General features: G+C 39.5%; 15 protein-coding genes. 5 read left to right on the forward strand and 10 right to left on the reverse strand.

What is annotated here, in order from left to right; all coding sequences use genetic code 11:
- Window positions 1-168 precede the first annotated feature (168 nt).
- Both ABD814_RS03225 and ABD814_RS03230 read right to left on the reverse strand, forming a co-directional pair.
- The gene (locus ABD814_RS03225) at window positions 169-1,293 is read right to left on the reverse strand and encodes an NADH-dependent flavin oxidoreductase (protein ID WP_344910280.1); all 1,125 of its coding nucleotides are present in this window, start codon (window positions 1,291-1,293) and stop codon (window positions 169-171) included.
- Window positions 1,294-1,333: 40 nt separating this feature from the next.
- Window positions 1,334-2,779 carry a DEAD/DEAH box helicase gene (locus ABD814_RS03230; RefSeq protein WP_344910281.1) on the reverse strand — a complete coding sequence of 482 codons (1,446 nt, stop codon included), beginning with the start codon at window positions 2,777-2,779 and terminating at the stop codon, window positions 1,334-1,336.
- Between the two features lie 78 nt (window positions 2,780-2,857).
- On the opposite strand from ABD814_RS03230, the gene ABD814_RS03235 reads away from it, so the two are divergent.
- Window positions 2,858-3,151, forward strand: coding sequence for an AEC family transporter (locus ABD814_RS03235; protein ID WP_344910283.1), 294 nt, complete (start codon window positions 2,858-2,860; stop codon window positions 3,149-3,151).
- 117 nt (window positions 3,152-3,268) lie between these two features.
- On the opposite strand, the gene uppS is transcribed toward ABD814_RS03235, so the two are convergent.
- From uppS to ABD814_RS03250, 3 genes are read right to left on the reverse strand one after another with little or no spacing between them, the layout of a single operon-like run.
- Window positions 3,269-4,036 (reverse strand): undecaprenyl pyrophosphate synthase, encoded by a 768-nt coding sequence (gene uppS / locus ABD814_RS03240; RefSeq protein ID WP_344910285.1) that lies wholly within the window; start codon window positions 4,034-4,036, stop codon window positions 3,269-3,271.
- A 37-nt stretch (window positions 4,037-4,073) separates the two neighbouring features.
- A complete protein-coding gene (locus ABD814_RS03245; RefSeq protein WP_344910287.1) occupies window positions 4,074-4,289 on the reverse strand; it encodes a helix-turn-helix domain-containing protein in 216 nt (71 codons plus the stop codon).
- A gap of 10 nt (window positions 4,290-4,299) precedes the next feature.
- Window positions 4,300-4,791, reverse strand: a complete 492-nt coding sequence (locus ABD814_RS03250; RefSeq protein ID WP_344910289.1) for a DUF2975 domain-containing protein — start codon at window positions 4,789-4,791, stop codon at window positions 4,300-4,302.
- Between the two features lie 321 nt (window positions 4,792-5,112).
- Here ABD814_RS03250 and ABD814_RS03255 point away from each other — a divergent pair, with 321 nt between their 5' ends.
- Both ABD814_RS03255 and ABD814_RS03260 read left to right on the forward strand, forming a co-directional pair.
- Window positions 5,113-6,006 carry a LysR family transcriptional regulator gene (locus ABD814_RS03255; RefSeq protein ID WP_344910291.1) on the forward strand — a complete coding sequence of 298 codons (894 nt, stop codon included), beginning with the start codon at window positions 5,113-5,115 and terminating at the stop codon, window positions 6,004-6,006.
- A gap of 84 nt (window positions 6,007-6,090) precedes the next feature.
- Complete coding sequence (locus ABD814_RS03260) at window positions 6,091-7,032, forward strand: NmrA family NAD(P)-binding protein (RefSeq protein ID WP_344910293.1); 942 nt, start codon at window positions 6,091-6,093, stop codon at window positions 7,030-7,032.
- A 403-nt stretch (window positions 7,033-7,435) separates the two neighbouring features.
- On the opposite strand, the gene ABD814_RS03265 is transcribed toward ABD814_RS03260, so the two are convergent.
- From ABD814_RS03265 to ABD814_RS03280, 4 genes are read right to left on the reverse strand one after another with little or no spacing between them, the layout of a single operon-like run.
- A complete protein-coding gene (locus tag ABD814_RS03265) occupies window positions 7,436-8,665 on the reverse strand; it encodes a TIGR02679 domain-containing protein (protein ID WP_344910295.1) in 1,230 nt (409 codons plus the stop codon).
- Complete coding sequence (locus ABD814_RS03270) at window positions 8,655-12,725, reverse strand: TIGR02680 family protein (RefSeq protein ID WP_344910297.1); 4,071 nt, start codon at window positions 12,723-12,725, stop codon at window positions 8,655-8,657. Before ABD814_RS03270 ends, ABD814_RS03265 begins: the two co-directional genes overlap by 11 nt.
- Window positions 12,718-13,836: a TIGR02678 family protein gene (locus ABD814_RS03275; RefSeq protein WP_344910298.1), complete on the reverse strand. Its 1,119-nt coding sequence runs from the start codon at window positions 13,834-13,836 to the stop codon at window positions 12,718-12,720. Before ABD814_RS03275 ends, ABD814_RS03270 begins: the two co-directional genes overlap by 8 nt.
- A complete protein-coding gene (locus ABD814_RS03280) occupies window positions 13,833-15,308 on the reverse strand; it encodes a TIGR02677 family protein (protein ID WP_344910300.1) in 1,476 nt (491 codons plus the stop codon). Before ABD814_RS03280 ends, ABD814_RS03275 begins: the two co-directional genes overlap by 4 nt.
- A 196-nt stretch (window positions 15,309-15,504) precedes the next feature.
- On the opposite strand from ABD814_RS03280, the gene ABD814_RS03285 reads away from it, so the two are divergent.
- Entirely contained in the window at window positions 15,505-16,179 is a 675-nt protein-coding gene (locus ABD814_RS03285) for a FadR/GntR family transcriptional regulator (RefSeq protein WP_344910302.1), read from the forward strand.
- 91 nt (window positions 16,180-16,270) lie between these two features.
- Window positions 16,271-17,941 (forward strand): dihydroxy-acid dehydratase, encoded by a 1,671-nt coding sequence (ilvD, locus tag ABD814_RS03290; protein ID WP_344910304.1) that lies wholly within the window; start codon window positions 16,271-16,273, stop codon window positions 17,939-17,941.
- Window positions 17,942-18,024: 83 nt separating this feature from the next.
- On the opposite strand, the gene ABD814_RS03295 is transcribed toward ilvD, so the two are convergent.
- Window positions 18,025-18,213 carry a hypothetical protein gene (locus tag ABD814_RS03295; protein ID WP_344910306.1) on the reverse strand — a complete coding sequence of 63 codons (189 nt, stop codon included), beginning with the start codon at window positions 18,211-18,213 and terminating at the stop codon, window positions 18,025-18,027.
- Window positions 18,214-18,455 lie beyond the last annotated feature (242 nt).

Consider the following 18,455-nt stretch of genomic DNA (forward strand, 5'->3'; position numbering starts at 1 on the left):
GATTGTGTATTTTTAATTGATTTAACGCAGTTTCTTAGTGGCTTATGGTCGGGCTGTGAATAATCTAGGTTAAAATAAAGCCTATAATAAAAAGGTTGACTATTATCATTTTCACATTAAAAAAGTATTACTCACAATATTAAAAGAGTGACATCCTTTTCATTATCCCTATTTAACAATCGGCAGCCAGCCTGGATTGCCTTGAACATATTCCCACATCGCATCTGGAAATGCTAAGTCATCTTTATCCTCTGGTCGGATTTCTGTCCGGATTGTGTCTTCTTTTCCTGCCCTCACTTTACTAATCCAGTCGGGTTCGGCGATCAATTCTCGACCAATCGCTAATAATGGTAAGTTCAGTTCTTCCATTGCTTCAAGTGCGTTGTCTGGGGTTTTGATTGCGCCGACGCCGATTACTGGTGTGTCTGGGCCGACTGTGTCGATAATTGTTTTCAGGACTGGCGTTTGATCTTCCGGGTTACGGATTGAGCTTTGCATGTAGTGGCCTGTTGAGATATGAATATAGTCGAGCTCTTTTTGTTTAAGTTTTGTTAATAATGCTTTTGTGTCGTTGAGCGTGATGCCTGGTTCTTCGATCTCTTCTGGTGAGAGTCGGTAGCCGACAATAAATGGTTTGTCGGCGTATTGTTTGACTGCTGCTTTCACAGTATCAACGATTGCTAGTGGTGCGTTCATTCGCTTTTCTAATGTCCCGCCCCAGTGGTCGTCTCGTCTGTTTGAGTGTGGTGAGAAAAATTGCTGGATTAAGTATGTGTTGGCGCCGTGAATTTCAACGCCGTCGAATCCCGCTTCGATCGCTCGTCTCGTTGCGTCGCCAAACGCTTGGATAATTTCACGCACTTCTTCGTCGCTTAATTCTCTTGGGGTTTCTGCGCCTGGTCGCTCGGCAGGAACGGCGCTTGCACTAACCGGCTGGAGTCCTCTTAGCGATCTTGCTGAACCCATTCGTCCGACGTGAAAAATTTGTAGGATCGCTTTTGTGCCGGTGCTTTTGATTGTGTTTGCTAGTTTTCTTAAACTTTCGATGTGCATGTCAGTGGCGGCACTTAATGAGCCGGCAAATTTGCCGTCTTCTCTCACTTGCGCACATGCGGTAATGACTGCGCCGAGGCCTGTTGCACGTCGTCGGTAATAATTGTGTTCATCGGTCGTGACCATGCCATTTTCAAACGCCGAGTTTGTCGTCATCGGTGCCATCATGATCCGGTTATCAATCGTGGCGCCTGATTTAAATGTAAAAGGTTCAAATAACGGATTGTATTTTTGATTCATTGTTCTATTCCTCCTTATTTTTAATTAGCTTGATCAGCTATTATTCGCGTGCTTCGTGAACTTTGAGCAGTTTGCCTTTAACGGTCGTCTTTCGCATCGTTTTTAGGACGAGTGGTCCTTTGCCATTGAGGATTTCAATAAATGTCATCTTATCAAGGATGGTAATAATCCCGATATCGCCTGCCTCGACACCTTCAATTTTAGCAATTGTCCCAACAAAATCAACTGCGCGAAGTTTCTTTCTTTTGCCACCATTAAAGTAGAGCTTCATAATATTTTTATTCAGTTTTGCCGATTTTTCCTGTTTAATCGTCGGTTTAAGGTTAATTTTTTGTTCGAAAGCTGCCCGACTTTTAGCTACTTCTGCTTTCGTTGGGACTGTCGATCGGTTAATTTTAAAGCCAAGATAATCTTCAAGCTCTGGTAAAAACTTTTCTTCAGATGGTGTGATAAATGTGATGGCTTTGCCTGTCTCGCCAGCTCTCCCGGTTCTTCCTGTCCGGTGTACGTAGCTTTCCTTTTCGAGTGGTAGGTCGTAGTTGATAATGTGACTGATCTTATCAATATCGATACCGCGAGAGGCTACATCGGTTGCGACTAAATAACGGAATCTCCCTTGTTTAAAGTCGCGCATCACGTCAAGGCGGTCTTCTTGGATCATATCACCGTGAAGTTGATCTGCTGGGTAGCCTGCTGCAATGAGTTTGTCTGTTAATGTATTGACTCGTTCGATTGTCCGGCAGAAAATAATACAGCTATCCGGATTTTCAACAATCGTCAGATCACGGAGGAGTGCGTATTTATCGTCATCTTTCACCTCAATTAGTTCATGATCAATTTGATTCGCTGTCGTTGGTGTTGGCTCAATTTCAATGTCAATTGGTTGATTTAAATAGTTGCTTGATAGTTGTTTCACTTCTTCTGGGAGTGTTGCTGAGAAGAGCATTGTCACTCGGTCTTTAGGTAATTGTTTAATAATCGCTTCGACTTGTTCGATAAAGCCCATATTAAGCATTTCATCCGCTTCATCGATGACCAAGTACTTGATCTCATCAAGTGGGAATGTGCCTTTTTCAATATGATCGAGCACTCGTCCTGGGGTACCGACAACGACGTGTGTTTTTTGTTTCAATTGTGCTTTTTGGTTCGCGAATGGTTGTTTACCAAAGACAGCAATCGCACTAATCCGTTTAAAGCGACCGATGTTAATAAAGTCATCTTTAACTTGAACGGCAAGTTCCCGCGTTGGCGTCAAAACTAAAGCTTGCGGTTTATTCTCGAACCAATCAATCGATTCACAGATCGGAATCGTAAAGGCAGCTGTTTTCCCGCTTCCCGTTTGTGATTTGACCACGAGATCTTTGTTCTCTAACGCCAATGGAATCACTTTTTCCTGGACTTCTGTCGCTCTGTTGTATGCTAATCCCTCTAGCGCCTTGAGAATATCATCATTTAAGTTATACGCATTAAATCTTGTTTGATCCATAATTTAACCTCTTTTTTTGTTTTCTACTTATTATTGTACCATGATTGGCTGGAGCTATAAGCTTTTAGAATTGGTCTAATGAAAGTCAGAGTAATTAACAAACTAAGTGAAAAGGATTGGACAATCTACTATGGGATCATCATAAAACTAATGATCATACCTGCTATTATCTATTTTATTTCATCATTAGTAGTCACTCCGTCAAAAGCGATAAACACAGTCATTATTATGTCTGCTATGCCCGCTTCTGCAATGACATCGATCTTAGCAGAAAACTTTGATAAGGAGAAAGATTTTGCAGCTGTGATTGTTTCTATCACAACATTACTCTCTTTAATTACGGTGACAGTATTATTAAAATTTATGCTTTAATAAAATAATGCTAGAGTGGTCGGTAGTGTATTAGCCAAGCAAAAATGATTCACCGCTCAATATTTTCGCTGGATAGTTTTCTACCGACTTCTAGCATCATCGATGTGTGTTATCATGTCAATTCGATAACCCACCATATCTTCTATTCCGTTGTTTATACTGCTCAATCGCACATAAGAAATCGGCTTCTGAAAACTCAGGCCACAAGACATCAGTGAACCAAAACTCGGTATAGGCTAATTGCCAGAGTAGGAAATTACTGAGGCGCTTCTCTCCACCTGTCCGAATCAACAAATCCGGCTCGGGCATTTTTGCCGTATATAAATATTTTGAAAAGATTTGTTCATTGACTTCATCCATCGATAATTTAGTATCTTTTACATCGGCATACATATCTTTAATCGCTTTTAAAATTTCATCTCTGCCCCCATAATTGAGCGCAAAATTCAATTCAAGACCAGTGTTATGTGCTGTGCGATCGATCGCATATTGCATCGCATCGAGTGTGTATTTGGGCAAATCGTGCATATCACCTATCACATTAATGCGCACATTGTTTGCGATTAAATCAGGTAAATATACGTCAAGTAGTTGTTTTGGCAGTTTTAAAATAAACTCTACCTCAGCCTTTGGACGTTTCCAGTTTTCTGTGGAAAAGGTGTATAAGGTTAACATCTTCACCTGACAGTTCACGGCTGCCTTAACAATTTTCACAAGTGTTGATAAGCCTTCTTTATGACCGGCCGTTCGAAGCAGGCCTTTATTTTTTGCCCAGCGTCCGTTACCATCCATAATAATTGCAATATGCTCCGGTGTATTTTCACCTGAATGTTCAGGGATTATTTCTGGTTGTTTATGATTTATAAAAGGAATTTTAAATACCATTGTGACACTCCTCTATCAGTTCTGATTTACATTTCATTTATATTTCCTCTTCACTTCGATACTCTAAAATATCGCCCGGTTGACAATCTAATGCCTTACAGATTTCATCTAATGTCGAAAATCGAATCGCCTTTGCTTTGCCATTTTTCAAAATTGATATATTCGACATCGTAATCCCAACCCGTTCCGATAGTTCAGTCACACTCATTTTTCTCTTTGCTAACATCACATCAATATTTACGATAATCGCCATTTATTTCACCTCAGACCGTTAAATCGTTTTCTTCTTTATAGTCGATCGCTGTTTGCAACAGCCTTTGGAGCACTGATGCAAAGACCGCCAAAGCAAATGAAGCACCAATCACGACAAAATCAATTAAGATTAGACCAGGTGCATCATCCCATTCAGCGACAAAATAAACCATTGGCAGGATGACAACGTATAAAGCACTAATTAACTTGGCATAGTTTTTTATTTTCGTTAAAGCTGTTACAGTTATTTGAGAAAATGCTTGATCTTTTTCAATATAAGATAATAATTTGACCGTTTGATACAAACCGAGATAAAATGGTATCGCAGTTATTGCCATCACAATTAGGATTGTCAGTATAAGATAGCCTAATGTATCGCCGGCGGCTACATAGCTAAACGCAACATCCGCTATTTTCGGTAAGAGATAAATACACAAACCAAGAACCGGAATCCCCATTGAAATGACAACAACTTTCAAAAACATTGTAGACACTTGTTTCATCAAAATTACACCTCGCTTATTTATTTTTATATTGATTATAAAACAATATTTATTGTTTTGCAATAAATATTTAGTTAATCTAGACAAATTTTAAAATCACTACGATAATTTAGTTAATTGTGGTAGTTGATTTGTTTTTCCTGAAATAATTGTAAGATTGATTAGTCACATAGCTCATCACTTAAGCTTTAAAATTCTACCATTACAATATGCCTAATTGTATTGAATCTCTTCGACAGATCACAAATTTTGCTAATGTGACATGGTATAATAGCTTTAGAGTAGCAGTTATGTTAAGTAAAAATATTAAGGGTGATTATAATGAATATTGAAAAGATCAAATATTTTATCGACTTAGTTGATTGTAGAAATTTCACAGAAACAGCTAGGAAAAACTTTGTCTCACAGACGACAATTAGTCAACAAATTGCTTCAATTGAGAAAGAATTCGATTCAATATTGATTGACCGAAAACAAATTCCGATTGAGCCAACCGAGGCAGGATGGCTTTTTTATAGTGAAGCAATCATCCTTTGGAAACAATATAATCATATGAAAGCTAAGCTAGCAAATTTCCACGAAAAAAGTAAACAAACACTGACGATTGAATATTCAGCCTTGACTGATATGCAACGTTTAGTAACACTGATTCCTGATTTCAAAGAACAGTATCCGAATATTGAGTTGGAAATCAATAAAGTTTTATTAAAAAATATCTCCGAATACTTAGAAAAAGGAATCTATGATGTTGCCGTTGCATTTGATTCAGCTTTTGTCGGTAAAGAGAACATTCGAACATACCCTTTATACCAAGGGCAATATTGCGCAGCATTGAGCCATCTCCACCCACTTTTTCATCATCAATCGATTGCTAAAAATGAGTTATATAAATACCCACTGGTCATGTTGAATCCAAGCGTAATTGGCAATTCTTATGATTTGATGATTGAGCATGCGACAAAGGACGGTTTTCAACCGAATATTCTGCGAACGGTTGATGATGTTGATTCAGAGTTATTCCACATTCTAACCGAAAATTTAATTGGTTTTTTCCCTGATAATTATCAGCTTCCTTATCCAGAAGAGGAAGTACGGCTCGTTCCATTGGAAGAGTCACATCACTTATTCAAAATAGAAATTGGTTATTTAAAAGATAATACAAACCCTGCTTTACAGCCTTTTCTACAGCACGTCCACGATTCGTTTTCCCAATAGGAGATTCACTTTTTCTATTGGACACTGTTCACTCATTCACATAAACTATAGTTGTACGACGGATTAACTAGAGGAGTGTTGTAGATGGGAAAACTATTATTAACTGGTGTCGATGGTCATTTAGGAAAACAAGCAGCTGAGTATTTATTAACTTTAGTCGATAAAAATCGAGTTATTTTTTGCGGTTATGATCCAGCATCCTTAAAAGAATATCAAGACCAAGGTATTGAAACACACGTGACTAATTTCAATACGATCGATGGTCTTAGCGAAGCGTTTTCTGGTGCAGATAAATTAGCACTGATCTCGATGCCCTTTGTCGGCGAAAAACGTCAAAAGGCGCATCAAAACGTAGTTGATGCGGCAAAAGAGGCTGGTGTTAAGCAAATTATTTATACGTCGCTAGTCAATGCCGCTGATGAATCCAATCCAAGTGTTGAAAAAATGGATCACGCTTATACGGAAGATTACGTTAAGAGTGTTGGATTAGACTATATCTTCCTACGTAATTCTCAATATGCGGAAGCAATGATTACCAATTACTTCACCTTTGTCAAGGCTGATAGTGTCTTAAAAAACAGCCAAGGTGATGGCAAAATGGCTTATATTTCACGAAAGGATTGCGCTAAAGCTGTTGCTCATGCGCTAGTAACGAATAATTATCGAGAAGCTACCTTAAACATTAACGGTCCAGAGCTGTTAACAATGGCCGAGTTTATTGAGATTGGAAACAACGTTACTGGTAACGAAGTAACCTATCAAGAAATCACCGATGAGGAAAACTATGCTATTTTTGATGCAATGGGCGTACCAAGAACGACAGATGGTCAGTTTGAAGAGGGATCTGAAGCACCCTATTCTTCTGAAGGTATGGTAACCTTTGCTCAAGCAATTCGCTTAGGGAAAATGGACTGCTTTACAGATGATTTTAAGAAGCTTACTGGACAAGATCCACTAACCGTTAAACATATGTTTGAACATGCTGACGACTTTCAAGTTGGTGAACGCCATTCAAAAGATGATTAAACAGAGACTTGTGGTTGCTTCATAAAGATAACATTTCTCTGATAGAGATTTATTGGTAAATGAGATGTCTAAATTAAGCAGTTAATCGCTCAAATAATAGATGAGCTTTTAACTGCTTTTTATTTACCTCGGACTCTTTTCTTCATGACACATGATTATATGATTGAAGCACGACAGATGTTTAATGATTCCAAGCATAGATTGTAAGTATCTTCAGATGACAATCTGTCACATAAATAATTAATTGGAGAACAAAAAAATGCCCGCTTCGGACACTTTTTTACGATCAATACGGTTATTTGTCCAAAGTTGGCGCCACTTCGGAAAAATTCTCTCAACACGTTCAAATATTTGTCTGAGCTTTAGGAAATTATGTTATTATGATTAACATATTTTCTTATTATCATTTCAATTCATTGATTAATTCTCTCAAAAACCCTTCTTGCATGGCGGTTTGACCTGTTTCCTTAATTTGCTCAGCGATCTCAATTAAACTCGGCTCTTTAATCAGGCGAAGTTGTTTTAATCGTTGTTCAGTTAGTGTACTTGGGCGACTAGCCAGATGGTAATTATTCAGATTCATCCCGACTGTTTTCATATTATCAGGAAAACGATTAAGTAGACTTTGTGCCATCACTAAACCTTCTGGATCAAGATCTCCAACATAATACATCTGCGTATCCGTTTGTACTAGTTTTCTCAGCAACCGCCACACGGCATAAGTGAATTGGCCACTGGAACAAATCATCGGGATCTCAGGGAGTGCATCGAGTAAAATGGAATAGACCCCTGAATTTTCGACGATCAACAATTTTGTGCCCTGATAGGGGCGGATCGTTTCCATGCGTAAGATTTCTTTAAGTGGGACATTCCATGAGCATTGTTCAATACATGCTTGAGTCCACATTTGATTTGCTTTTCCATCCGTTTCTGCAGTTAATCCTTTAACAGCAACGTAATTGTTAATATCATCACGAAGGAGATAAAATTGATCAAGTAATTGATTTTTTACTTCGACAGCTGCTAGGTGATCATCCGTTTCAGGCAATTGCGATAAGGATTGGAGCATTTGGAGTAACAGCATCCCTGCTTGTTGATTGTCATCAAAAGCATGGGGATTACCTGTCTGTTGATAAGCAAAGACAGGCATCCTTGTATACTCTGTTGGGAGTTGCGCGAGCGCTTTTGCCACGATTTGAAAATGTTCGAAGTTGTTCTCAGTTTTATTAAACCAGCTGATCAATTGCGGTTCGGATAGGTTGGCGGTAAAGATTCGATCGATTTGATCAAGCTTGACGCAAAATCGTTCAAATCGTTTAGCCACTTGCGCGTCCTCTTCCGCTTTAAGGATGAGTGGTTTCTTCGTCATATAGGTGACAAACTCATCGATGCTCCATGAAAAAGCACTATTTTTTAGCGCGTGTTCAAGATCAGTGATTGAAAGCCGTTTTTTCTTTGTCCAAGCGATCGGGGTTAAGCCTAGTAACGCTCTTAAACGATCGGTATCTAGACTGCTGAATGTCTGCAAGCCAATTGTCTGACCATAGTCGCCATTCAAATAATATCGTCGACGCAATTCGTTTGCTAGTTTGCGAAAAACTTCAGTAGCAAAGAATTTTTCGTTATTCTCCACTTGCAACATCTCCTAGCTCAATCCGTCTGTGTTGCCCGTCCCAATAATAACTAATCGTTGTGACTATGTTGATGTTTTGTGGGCGTAATAATTCATAAATTCTCAATTTAGAGACGGTCGGATAGTCACCAAACAATGCTTGTGAGTTCATCACATAGTTAAAGCCTAGCTGTTCACATGCTTTGAAAAGCTCAGCAATATTTAAGTCATCAATACCAGCAAATGCTTCATCTAAGGTGATTACTTTTGGACAGAATGACTCAGCATCTGAATATCTTGAATCAACAGCTGCGAATAATGGTAAATACATCACAATTGCCTTTTCACCACCACTAAATTGATTAAAACGCCGATCTGTCAATACTTGTGGGCGATAACCTTCATTTGCTCGCTTATATTTCAACTCAAATTCAAACCAGTCTCGATAATCTAATACGTTAGCAACAGCTTGGAACAGTGTACTTTGACCATCGAGATCTTCTTGGACTTGCTCTTGAGCGTAACGTACTTTCTCTTGAAAGTGCTCTGAAATTGCTTCTCGATCCATTTCCGATAAAATTTCGGCAGGTTTTTGTAATAATTCGACTAGCCGAGCGGTGCCAAGATCTTGTTCCGATGAACTCGGCAGACCTTTCCACTGAATCGATAGCGACAAGCCTGATGAATTCTTTTGTAATTGCAAGAGACGGTTCATTTGTTCAACCCACTGCATCGCCTGTTGGATTCGCGCACGTAAGATGTTACCAACTGATTCTAAAATAATCGTCTTAAACAGTTGTTCATCTTCTTTCTTGAGCAAATCTTGTAATGTCATACGCTGATCAGTTAGTTGATCTTGCAGTTCAAAGACTGTTTTTGATTCGCCATTGACTTTAAAGTGTGGTTGTTTTGAATGATTGTACTGGCTGAAATCGCCTAGTTTTTGTTCGATTTCTTCAGACAGATCGATGCCGGATACGTTGATCAGTCCAGGTTGGTAATTTTGTAATTGATCGGCAATAAAATTAAATTGAGTTAAAACTTGATCACTTAAGTCTTTTAACCTTTTAGCACTTAACTGTTGTTGTTTTTCCCGGGCCAATTCGACCAATGACTGCTCGCTCGCTGCAAAACGATGGACTTCTTGATCAAATAGTTTTCGCCAATGTGATTCTTCAAATCTAATATTTTCTAGATCCATCTCAGTTGCCTGTACTTGGCTCCGATTAATGGCAAGCTGTTCGACAAGTTGAGTGATGGCTTGATTTGTTGCCTTGACGAAGCTTTTTCGCTGTTTTTGTTCTTCTCTTGCTTGAGTGAGTTGTATTTGCAACTCTTCGATATTGATCAATTTTTGTTGTGTGAGGTTGTCATCAACTGACCGTTGTTGGCTTTGCTTCTTCGATGTTAAATCACTCCACACTAACAAAAGCTCGTCTTCTTCATCTTGCAAATCACGTATCGTTTGTTCGAGTGTATCGATTGTGAGTTTACCTTCTTGAATAACCGTGTATTTGATATACGCATCTGTTAAATTCGCCTCATAATAATCTGCCGATCGATTCGCATCTTGATAAGCTGTTAATTCACGAGCGAGTTCATCTTGAGCGGTCAATCGATGAAGCTCAATCGTCTCTTGATTCACAGTTGCCTTGAGTGCGTCGAATTGTCCTTGTTTTAACTTTAACGCGTCCATTCTGATTTGTAATTCGATTGTCGTTTTCGACATATAATTAATTGCCTGATAGACTTCAACACCAGTCGGGCGATTTTCATAGGACAGTTTCATCTCACGTTCAAGCTGTTCCTTTGCCTGAATGGCGACTGCAAGCCGATCAATTTCGCTGTCAATCTCGTCAATTTCTGTTTCTAATTGAGCGATTTTAATTTGACGATAACGTTCTTGACTCGCTGCACCAATATATGATGCTTGATAATGATCAGGCATTTGACCGCGCAAGTTGGCAATTTGATACGATCCATCTCTGAAAATTGCTGGTAACTCTGGATCTGCTTCACCAACGATAATACTTTGGAGCACATCCATCACGAGAGGTTGTAAATCTTGCTCAAGCTCTGGATTAACCGTTAAAAAGTCAGCTAAGGTAACAGCTAATAACTTGGGTTGTGGCAAAATTTGCAGGTCATCCGACAAAGTAAGCCCTTCTTCAGAGATTAAGCTATCGAGAATTCCTGAAGCGTAAAGTGCACCTTCTAGACGATCGCGGGTCTCGTCTTCGATCTCTTCGATAAAATCAACGCTTTTATAAAAATGAAGGACACGATCTGTCTCAATCCATTTTTGGCGATTGTTTTTGCGTGTCTCACGTTGCTCAATTTCCGGAATTTTCTGTGCTTGCCATTCTTTTATTTCCGCTTCTTTGTCAGCTTTTAACTGTTTCCATTCCTTTTGTTCACTGGACAACGTATTAGTTGCTTTTTGATTTTGTCCAACTGCTTCTTCATAACTTGTCCTTAGTGGCGCCATAATTATTTCTTCTCGAATTTCCTCTTCAAGCAACCGATCAATTTGATAAAGTAATTGTGAATAATCTTGTTCCCTTAACTCAAACCGTGCCTCTTTTCTCCACGTATCAATTGCTTGTTTCCAATTTTCGAGCTCTTGTTGACGCATTTGTTGCCAATGACGGAGATCACGCTCAAGTTGATCAATGACCTGTTGAATATCCCCCACTTCTCTAGCTAATTCAGTCAGCTGGCTTTGTTTTTGCTCAAGTTGGTTCAGCAACCCAATCACCTGCTGAAAATGTTGCTTTTTCTTCTGGACTTGTTCTTTCCAATAATCAAACTCTTGAGTCGTTAATTCATTACGCATTTTTGTTGAATAGACGGCATCAAGTTCTTCAAATCGCAAGGTCGAAACGTATTGTTCGTTATCATTTAGTAATGTATTCATTTCTTTCATGTGGCGATCTCTTTGTAGCTGCTCTTTTTCTAATGATGCATGATGTTCACTCAATCGTTTCTTTTTACGATCAATATCCGCCTGTGTTTTTGTCAGCTGAACGATCGTGTCATCAAGCATGTCTTTTAGTTCTTGACCACGGCGAACTAGATCCATTCCTTCATGTTGATTGAGTTCTTGGATTGTTTTTTCTAAAGCATCAAGTTGTGTTTCGTTTTCAGCTCGAGCCGTTTCTTTCTCCGCTAAATCTGCTTGCATTTTTTTAGTTGCACGACGTCCCTGTTCAAGGTTCTTTTCCGTTTTGGCTTTATTTTGTGAAAAAGCGAGCCACTTGCCAGCCAGTTGACCGACAAGTTCGTCGTGCCACTTTTGATAAACTTTTGAAAAGCGCTTTAATTCACTTAGTTCATTCCCTAGGTCTTCTAACCGTTCTCTGTGACCATCCAAGCGCTCAATCGTTGTTGCCAGAGGTAATAAATCATCATCTTTTAATTTAGGTAATGAATCACGCAAAATAGAATAAATGACGGAAGGTCGAAATTCTTTTGATAACTTTGGGCTGCGCAAGTTGATTAGTAAAGCAATTAATTCATCAAATTGTTCAATCGCCTCAAAACCGAAGATTCGTTCATTAACATAGGCCTTATAGTCACGTTGTGTGTCAAATAAACGACCATTTCCTTCCAAACGGTTTTTCAACTTCTGTTTTGTCAGTGGTGTTAATTCGCCTTTGCGTAACTCTTCATATAATTCGACATCAATGCCAATTCGGTTATTATTTTCAATCGCAAAAAACCATTTATTCAATTTGCCACCACGATTTGCATGCATGCCAATCCCGATCGTCAAATATTCCTCGCGATTTTCCCGTTTCACTTCTAAAAATAAATAGCCAATCCCATCATCACGATCAGAGACACCTTTTTCACCTAACAAGTAATCTTCCATGCGTCGATCGCGTGAACCAAATGAATCCAGGCGGTAAGCGCTCGTATCTCCATCAAATAAAACAGGGAACAGACTTTGCATCGTTAGCGATTTTCCTGAACCGTTTGCCCCTCTTAACAACATCCGTCCATTTGCGAGTTTAAAGATTTGATTTTTGTAGTACCAAAAATTGAGTAACCCAACACGATTAATCACCCATCTATTCATCTTCTTGCCTCATTTCTGCAACCAACCTACCAAATGCAGGCTGAATTAAAATTTGTTGATCTTCTCGATCAAAGAGTTGCCAATCTGCCCCACGCGCCAACAACGCTTCACTTAATTGGTCAATCGACATCTCAGTAAATTCCTTCGACCAATAGTGTTGATAATCTCGCTTCAATCTTTCTAGTAGCTCCTGCCATGCCGATTCTGTTAGTTTTTCGACACCGTATCTTGAAAACTCAATCGCTTGCTCCCTTAATAATGTGGCAAGTTGAATTAAGATTTCATCAATCACTCGACGACTCGGAAAAATTTCTTGCCAATTGTCGCGATTTTCAAGCGTGAAAGCAGCATAATCTTGATACAGTTCATAGTAAAAGTGTGTATTCGTCTCAACATAGTCTTTCATGTGGTGATAATAATTTCTTAACCTGACAAAGGTTTGCTCATTCTCTTCCGTTCGTTTAAGTGCAGGCTCCATCATCAGTCTTTGATAAAGCAATTGATTACCTTCTAGATTGCGATTGGCTTGTATGTCTGCCCAATAATCTTCAAAACCTTGATACTCCATGTATGACTGAGGGGCTCGTGCTAAAAAAGCGCGCGCCTGTGCAGTTGTTGTATAAAGAACTTCTTGATTTTCTTCAGAACGTTCGAACATACCCGTTTCACCTTGAATATTTTCAATCACAGTCAATTCAAGCATCTTTTTAATCGCGCGCACTAAACTTTTTCGGTGATTATAATTTGTCCAATCGATAACAACCTCTTCGGGTATCATCAGATCTAGACCATTGATCAACTCATCTAACATAAAAGGGGTGTCTGCCTCTAATCCCTCGGTATAAGCCATGCAACAGCAAAATAAAACGTAATCAAGCTGTGCAGTAAACCCACTCGCCCCCATCCATGGCGCAAGGATATGTGGACGCTTTAATAATTGAATGTATTGTGAACGAATCATTAAATTCATGCCAAAGCGCTGATTCAATTCTTTTTTCAAGTCAGATTGATGGCGCCGCAAAAAATTATAGTTTTCAGGATCACGGCTGCGAATGATCCAAAAGTTTTCAAATAAGAGCTTTAAAGCACGACGTAATTCTTCTGGTTTCATCTCAATCTCCTTGTCATTGTGACTTTTGGCATTTCAAGGTTTCCATCTTCACAGGTGACGATAATTCGCTCGTGGCGGTGAATGGACACATCAACAGTAAAATCTAATTCTGTCGCAACCATTTGCGTAATGACGTCATCGGCCAATTTGTGCGCTGATGCGTAGGTGGCAATTGCCGTACTAATCCATTTGAGGAACACCTGACGCGAGCGACTATCTAAACTTTCGACTTTTGAAAAATCTAGCACATTGTCATTAAAATAGTGATCGATTTGTTGGCGATGCCTCGTCAATTGCTCTTGGTGTACTTCAAGCAATTCACGTTGTTTATCATGATCCAATGAAAAACTCCGTGCTTTTCTTTCTTGTCTGGCACCTCGGCCTCGATTGCTTAAAAATAGCGTTCCGGGTTCAAGCTCCCAGCTATTTTGACGATTACTCGTCGCATCACTACTTTCACTAACGAAATAATGGCGGCTATGATCTAATCCAAAAATACCGCCGTACATCTGGTGAGCTTCCGCTAAATTTTCCGCCCGATTAAACCATTTCGCCAGATGAAGATAATCTTTGCGCCGACTTTGGTACTGATGAATCTCTTGGCCAAAATAATAAATCAAACCAGTAATCTTTGTAATCATCTGATCTGTTTGTAACATCAAGTTGTCATACTCACTCGGACGATCAGACGTCCCGATGAACCAAAGTTTTAGCGCAGTTAACTCGCCTAAAATCTGTTCTTCCACTTCCGCACGCGAGACTCCATCCATCATTGGAACCTCTTGCTCCTTTTGGTGCATCTGATCAATCAGTTTATCACGATCAATTTGGGAGAGTTTTTCAATAACAACCGTAAAAGAATGATAAAGGTTTTGCACACTGCTAATAAAATCACGTAAATAATGGACAAATTTATCTTTATAGACGAGGAATTGTGCCGTCTTCATCCGGCTATCCACATCTGGACTCGTTATATACCCTATGTAGTTCGCTGTATCATCGCCAACTCTTCTGAACGCTTCACGAATCTCTTGCCAAAGTTCAGCTAGCTCATGTTCTTCTGCAACAAATGCATCTAACAAAGTTAATAAATGACGAATACCTTTCTCGTCTAAAGCACCCCTTGCCGCATGCTTCGTATTCATTAATTGATTGACCATTTCTTCGACTAGAATACCTTCTTCTGTGATCTGGTAACGGAAGTTTTTATTGCGATATTCTTCAATTGATTTTGGTCGAATCATTTCTTGTTGTTTTTGTAAGTTGCCCCATGTAACGAGACTTTCAAGGTCTTGATCAACTTCAAGTTCCCCATAATTGTCGTCAAATTCAGCTTGCATCAAATTCAGCACCTCTGGACGATACAACGGCCCTTGCATTTGGCGGTGTCGTTTATAAAAGGTACTCATGATTTTACGATAGCGCTCGACATTACCTGCGACTAAATAATTTGCTGGCCAGACTTTCCCCATAATGAACTCCCTTCTCCAGTACTACTTTTAACTTAAATCCTATCAACTTTATTTCCCTCTTCCATTCTATCATAATATGTATTTTTTTCAGTCTTTCTGTCGATGAAAGTAATTTAGAAAAGATGTCTTTCTGAATTTCAAATATTAATCGGATACCTTATGCTATACTAAAACAAAAACAGGTGGTGATGGTCGCGTGCAAAAGAGATTATCTGATCAAATAGCTGATGATATTATCGCGATGATTGCGATTGAAAAAAGATTTAGCCCAGGTGATCAGCTGCCAAATGAAAATGAATTGTCAGAGGAGCTGAATGTGAGTCGGACAACATTGCGTGAGGCGATTCGCGTTCTTGTGACGAACGGTGTGTTAGAAATTAAGCGTGGCTTGGGGACGTTTGTGAAGCAGGATTTTGATATTAGTCAGACAATGAAGTCGTTGAATCATATTTCAGATGCTCGAATCGGTGCAAAGGATTTATATGAGATGCGCTTAATTTTTGAGCCTGAGGCTGCTTACTATGCGACAATTCGGGCAACCGATACTGAGTTGGAGCGAATTTTGGCGTATGGTCGACAGATTGAAGAAAAAATTAAGCGCGGTGAAGACCGAACAGATATTGAACAAAAATTTCACAAATCAATTTCGAACGCGACACATAATGCGTTTATGGACAAGCTAATGCCGGTCATTTTTCAAGCGATTGATGCGGGGGTTGTTTTGTCACAGACGAGTGAGCGTGCGCTTCAAGACACGATCAGCGATCATCAACTGATTATGGAATTTATGAAAGCACGAAATCCTGAGGGTGCGCGGAGTGCGATGAAAATTCATATTTTACGAGCGATTAATGATTTAGAAATTAACTAATATTCGGAGTTGTCTAACAATTGTATTGACAGCAGACATCCTGGCATTTAAACTAGTATTTATAAATTAAATGATAAGGTGTGTGTTTATAGTGAGAAGCGATATGATTAAAGTTGGGGTTGACCGTGCACCCCACCGTAGTCTTTTATATGCAACTGGAAAAGTGAAAACGAAAGACTTAGGTAAGCCATTTATTGGTGTCTGTAACTCGTATATTGATATTATTCCAGGTCACGTTCATTTGCGTGAATTTGCTGATGTTGTTAAAGAAGCGATTATTGAAGCGGGTGGGATTCCGTTTGAGTTTAATACAATTGGTGTCGACGACGGGATTGCGATGGGACACATCGGGATGCGCTATTCGTTACCAAGTCGTGAACTGATCGCAGATTCTGCTGAAACGGTGATTAACGCGCACTGGTTTGATGGTGTTTTCTATATTCCAAACTGTGACAAAATTACCCCTGGCATGTTGATGGCTGCGGCTCGGACGAATGTGCCATCTGTATTTGTTTCAGGTGGGCCGATGGAAGCTGGTGTTAGTTCAACTGGGCAACAACTTTCTTTAACATCTGTGTTTGAAGGTGTTGGGGCACATAAAGCTGGGAAAATGACTGCAGAAGAATTGCTAGAAATTGAACAGAGTGCATGTCCAACATGTGGTTCTTGTTCGGGTATGTTTACCGCGAATTCAATGAACTGTTTAATGGAAATGCTTGGACTTGCGCTACCTGGTAACGGGACGATTGTTGCGACAAGTGATAAGCGTAAGGATTTAGTTCGTGAAGCTGCCAAACACTTAATGCGAATGGTTAAAGACGATGTCAAGCCACGTGATATCATTACAAAAGAAGCGATCGACGATGCATTTGCGCTTGATATGGCGATGGGTGGCTCAACAAATACCGTCCTCCATACTTTAGCGATCGCACATGAAGCTGGCATTAACTACGAAATGTCCGACATAAATAAAGTCGCTGAAAGGGTTCCTTACTTGGCCAAAATTATGCCGGCATCTGATATTTCAATGGATGATCTTAATAAAGCCGGTGGGGTTCAAGCAATTATTAATGAACTAGCAAAAATTCCTGGCGCGATTCATCCAGATCGGATGACGATTACCGGGTTAACAATGGGTGAACTGGTTAAAGACGATCCGATCACAAATCCAGATGTAATCCGAACAAAAGATAATCCATATAGTCCAGTTGGAGGCTTATCCGTTTTATATGGTAACATCGCTCCTGAAGGCTCGGTCATTAAGGTGGGCGCTGTTGATCCATCGATTAAAAAATTCGTTGGTGAAGCAATTGTGTTTGAATCTCAAGATGAAGCACAAGAAGCGATTGATAATGGAACCGTCCAGGCGGGCCATGTTGTCGTAATTCGCTATGAAGGACCAAAAGGTGGGCCGGGAATGCCAGAAATGCTTGCCCCAACATCAGCGATTATGGGACGCGGTTTAGGAACAGAAGTTGCCTTGATTACCGACGGACGTTTTAGTGGTGCCTCACGTGGGATTTCAATCGGTCATATGTCTCCAGAGGCGGCAGAAGGTGGACCGATCGCATTGATTAAAAACGGTGACACGATTGAAATTGACTTACCTAACCGGACAATGAACGTCAACGTTTCAGAGCAAGAATTAGCTGAACGCGCGAAAGACTTACAACCTTTCGAGCCAAAAATTAAAACAGGTTGGTTAGCTAGATACTCGAAACTCGTGACAAACGCGTCTAAAGGCGGCGTTATGGAAATATAATTTTTCAGAAAAAATAAACGTTTGGCTCTAAACCGGCCAGACGTTTATTTTTATTGCTCAATTTGGAACCGATAAACATCAATTTACCGTACTCCGCCACCACCGCCGCCGAACGAGCCACCGCCACCACCAATGCTGGTAGTTCCACCCTTACCCTTAGTGAATATTGCTCTTATTGCATTAAATAGTTTACTTGCACCTCCTGTACATTCTATTAGTTCATCATCAGTTAGAGGACTTAAATTTTTCATTTTTAAATCAACTTTAGACATTTTAACACCCCATTTCTTTAGAAGTTTTCAGACTTTTCATAACAGAAATTGCCAAATAATTGTTTAAATAATTATCCAACATTAGCTACTATTTTGAAGAGACATTCACCTATTTCACATAATAAATTCATGCATTCCTAAAAATATTATTAAATTAATTTTATAATAACTCAACTTTCGCACCAATAAAACCAGCGTATAATCAATAGTCATAAATGTTAGAAACACTTTAATTATAGTAG

This window comes from Amphibacillus indicireducens (genome assembly GCF_039539605.1).
GTDB lineage: Bacteria > Bacillota > Bacilli > Bacillales > Amphibacillaceae > Amphibacillus > Amphibacillus indicireducens.

Coding starts and splice junctions, on each gene's coding strand:
- ABD814_RS03255 (WP_344910291.1), top strand. CDS start 5,113: ATGAATATTGAAAAGATCAAATATTTTATCGACTTAGTTGATTGTAGA.
- ABD814_RS03275 (WP_344910298.1), bottom strand. CDS start 13,836: ATGAAACCAGAAGAATTACGTCGTGCTTTAAAGCTCTTATTTGAAAAC.
- ABD814_RS03280 (WP_344910300.1), bottom strand. CDS start 15,308: ATGGGGAAAGTCTGGCCAGCAAATTATTTAGTCGCAGGTAATGTCGAG.
- ABD814_RS03230 (WP_344910281.1), bottom strand. CDS start 2,779: ATGGATCAAACAAGATTTAATGCGTATAACTTAAATGATGATATTCTC.
- ABD814_RS03235 (WP_344910283.1), top strand. CDS start 2,858: ATGAAAGTCAGAGTAATTAACAAACTAAGTGAAAAGGATTGGACAATC.
- ABD814_RS03250 (WP_344910289.1), bottom strand. CDS start 4,791: ATGAAACAAGTGTCTACAATGTTTTTGAAAGTTGTTGTCATTTCAATG.
- ABD814_RS03245 (WP_344910287.1), bottom strand. CDS start 4,289: ATGGCGATTATCGTAAATATTGATGTGATGTTAGCAAAGAGAAAAATG.
- uppS (WP_344910285.1), bottom strand. CDS start 4,036: ATGGTATTTAAAATTCCTTTTATAAATCATAAACAACCAGAAATAATC.
- ABD814_RS03295 (WP_344910306.1), bottom strand. CDS start 18,213: ATGTCTAAAGTTGATTTAAAAATGAAAAATTTAAGTCCTCTAACTGAT.
- ABD814_RS03225 (WP_344910280.1), bottom strand. CDS start 1,293: ATGAATCAAAAATACAATCCGTTATTTGAACCTTTTACATTTAAATCA.
- ABD814_RS03260 (WP_344910293.1), top strand. CDS start 6,091: ATGGGAAAACTATTATTAACTGGTGTCGATGGTCATTTAGGAAAACAA.
- ABD814_RS03270 (WP_344910297.1), bottom strand. CDS start 12,725: ATGAATAGATGGGTGATTAATCGTGTTGGGTTACTCAATTTTTGGTAC.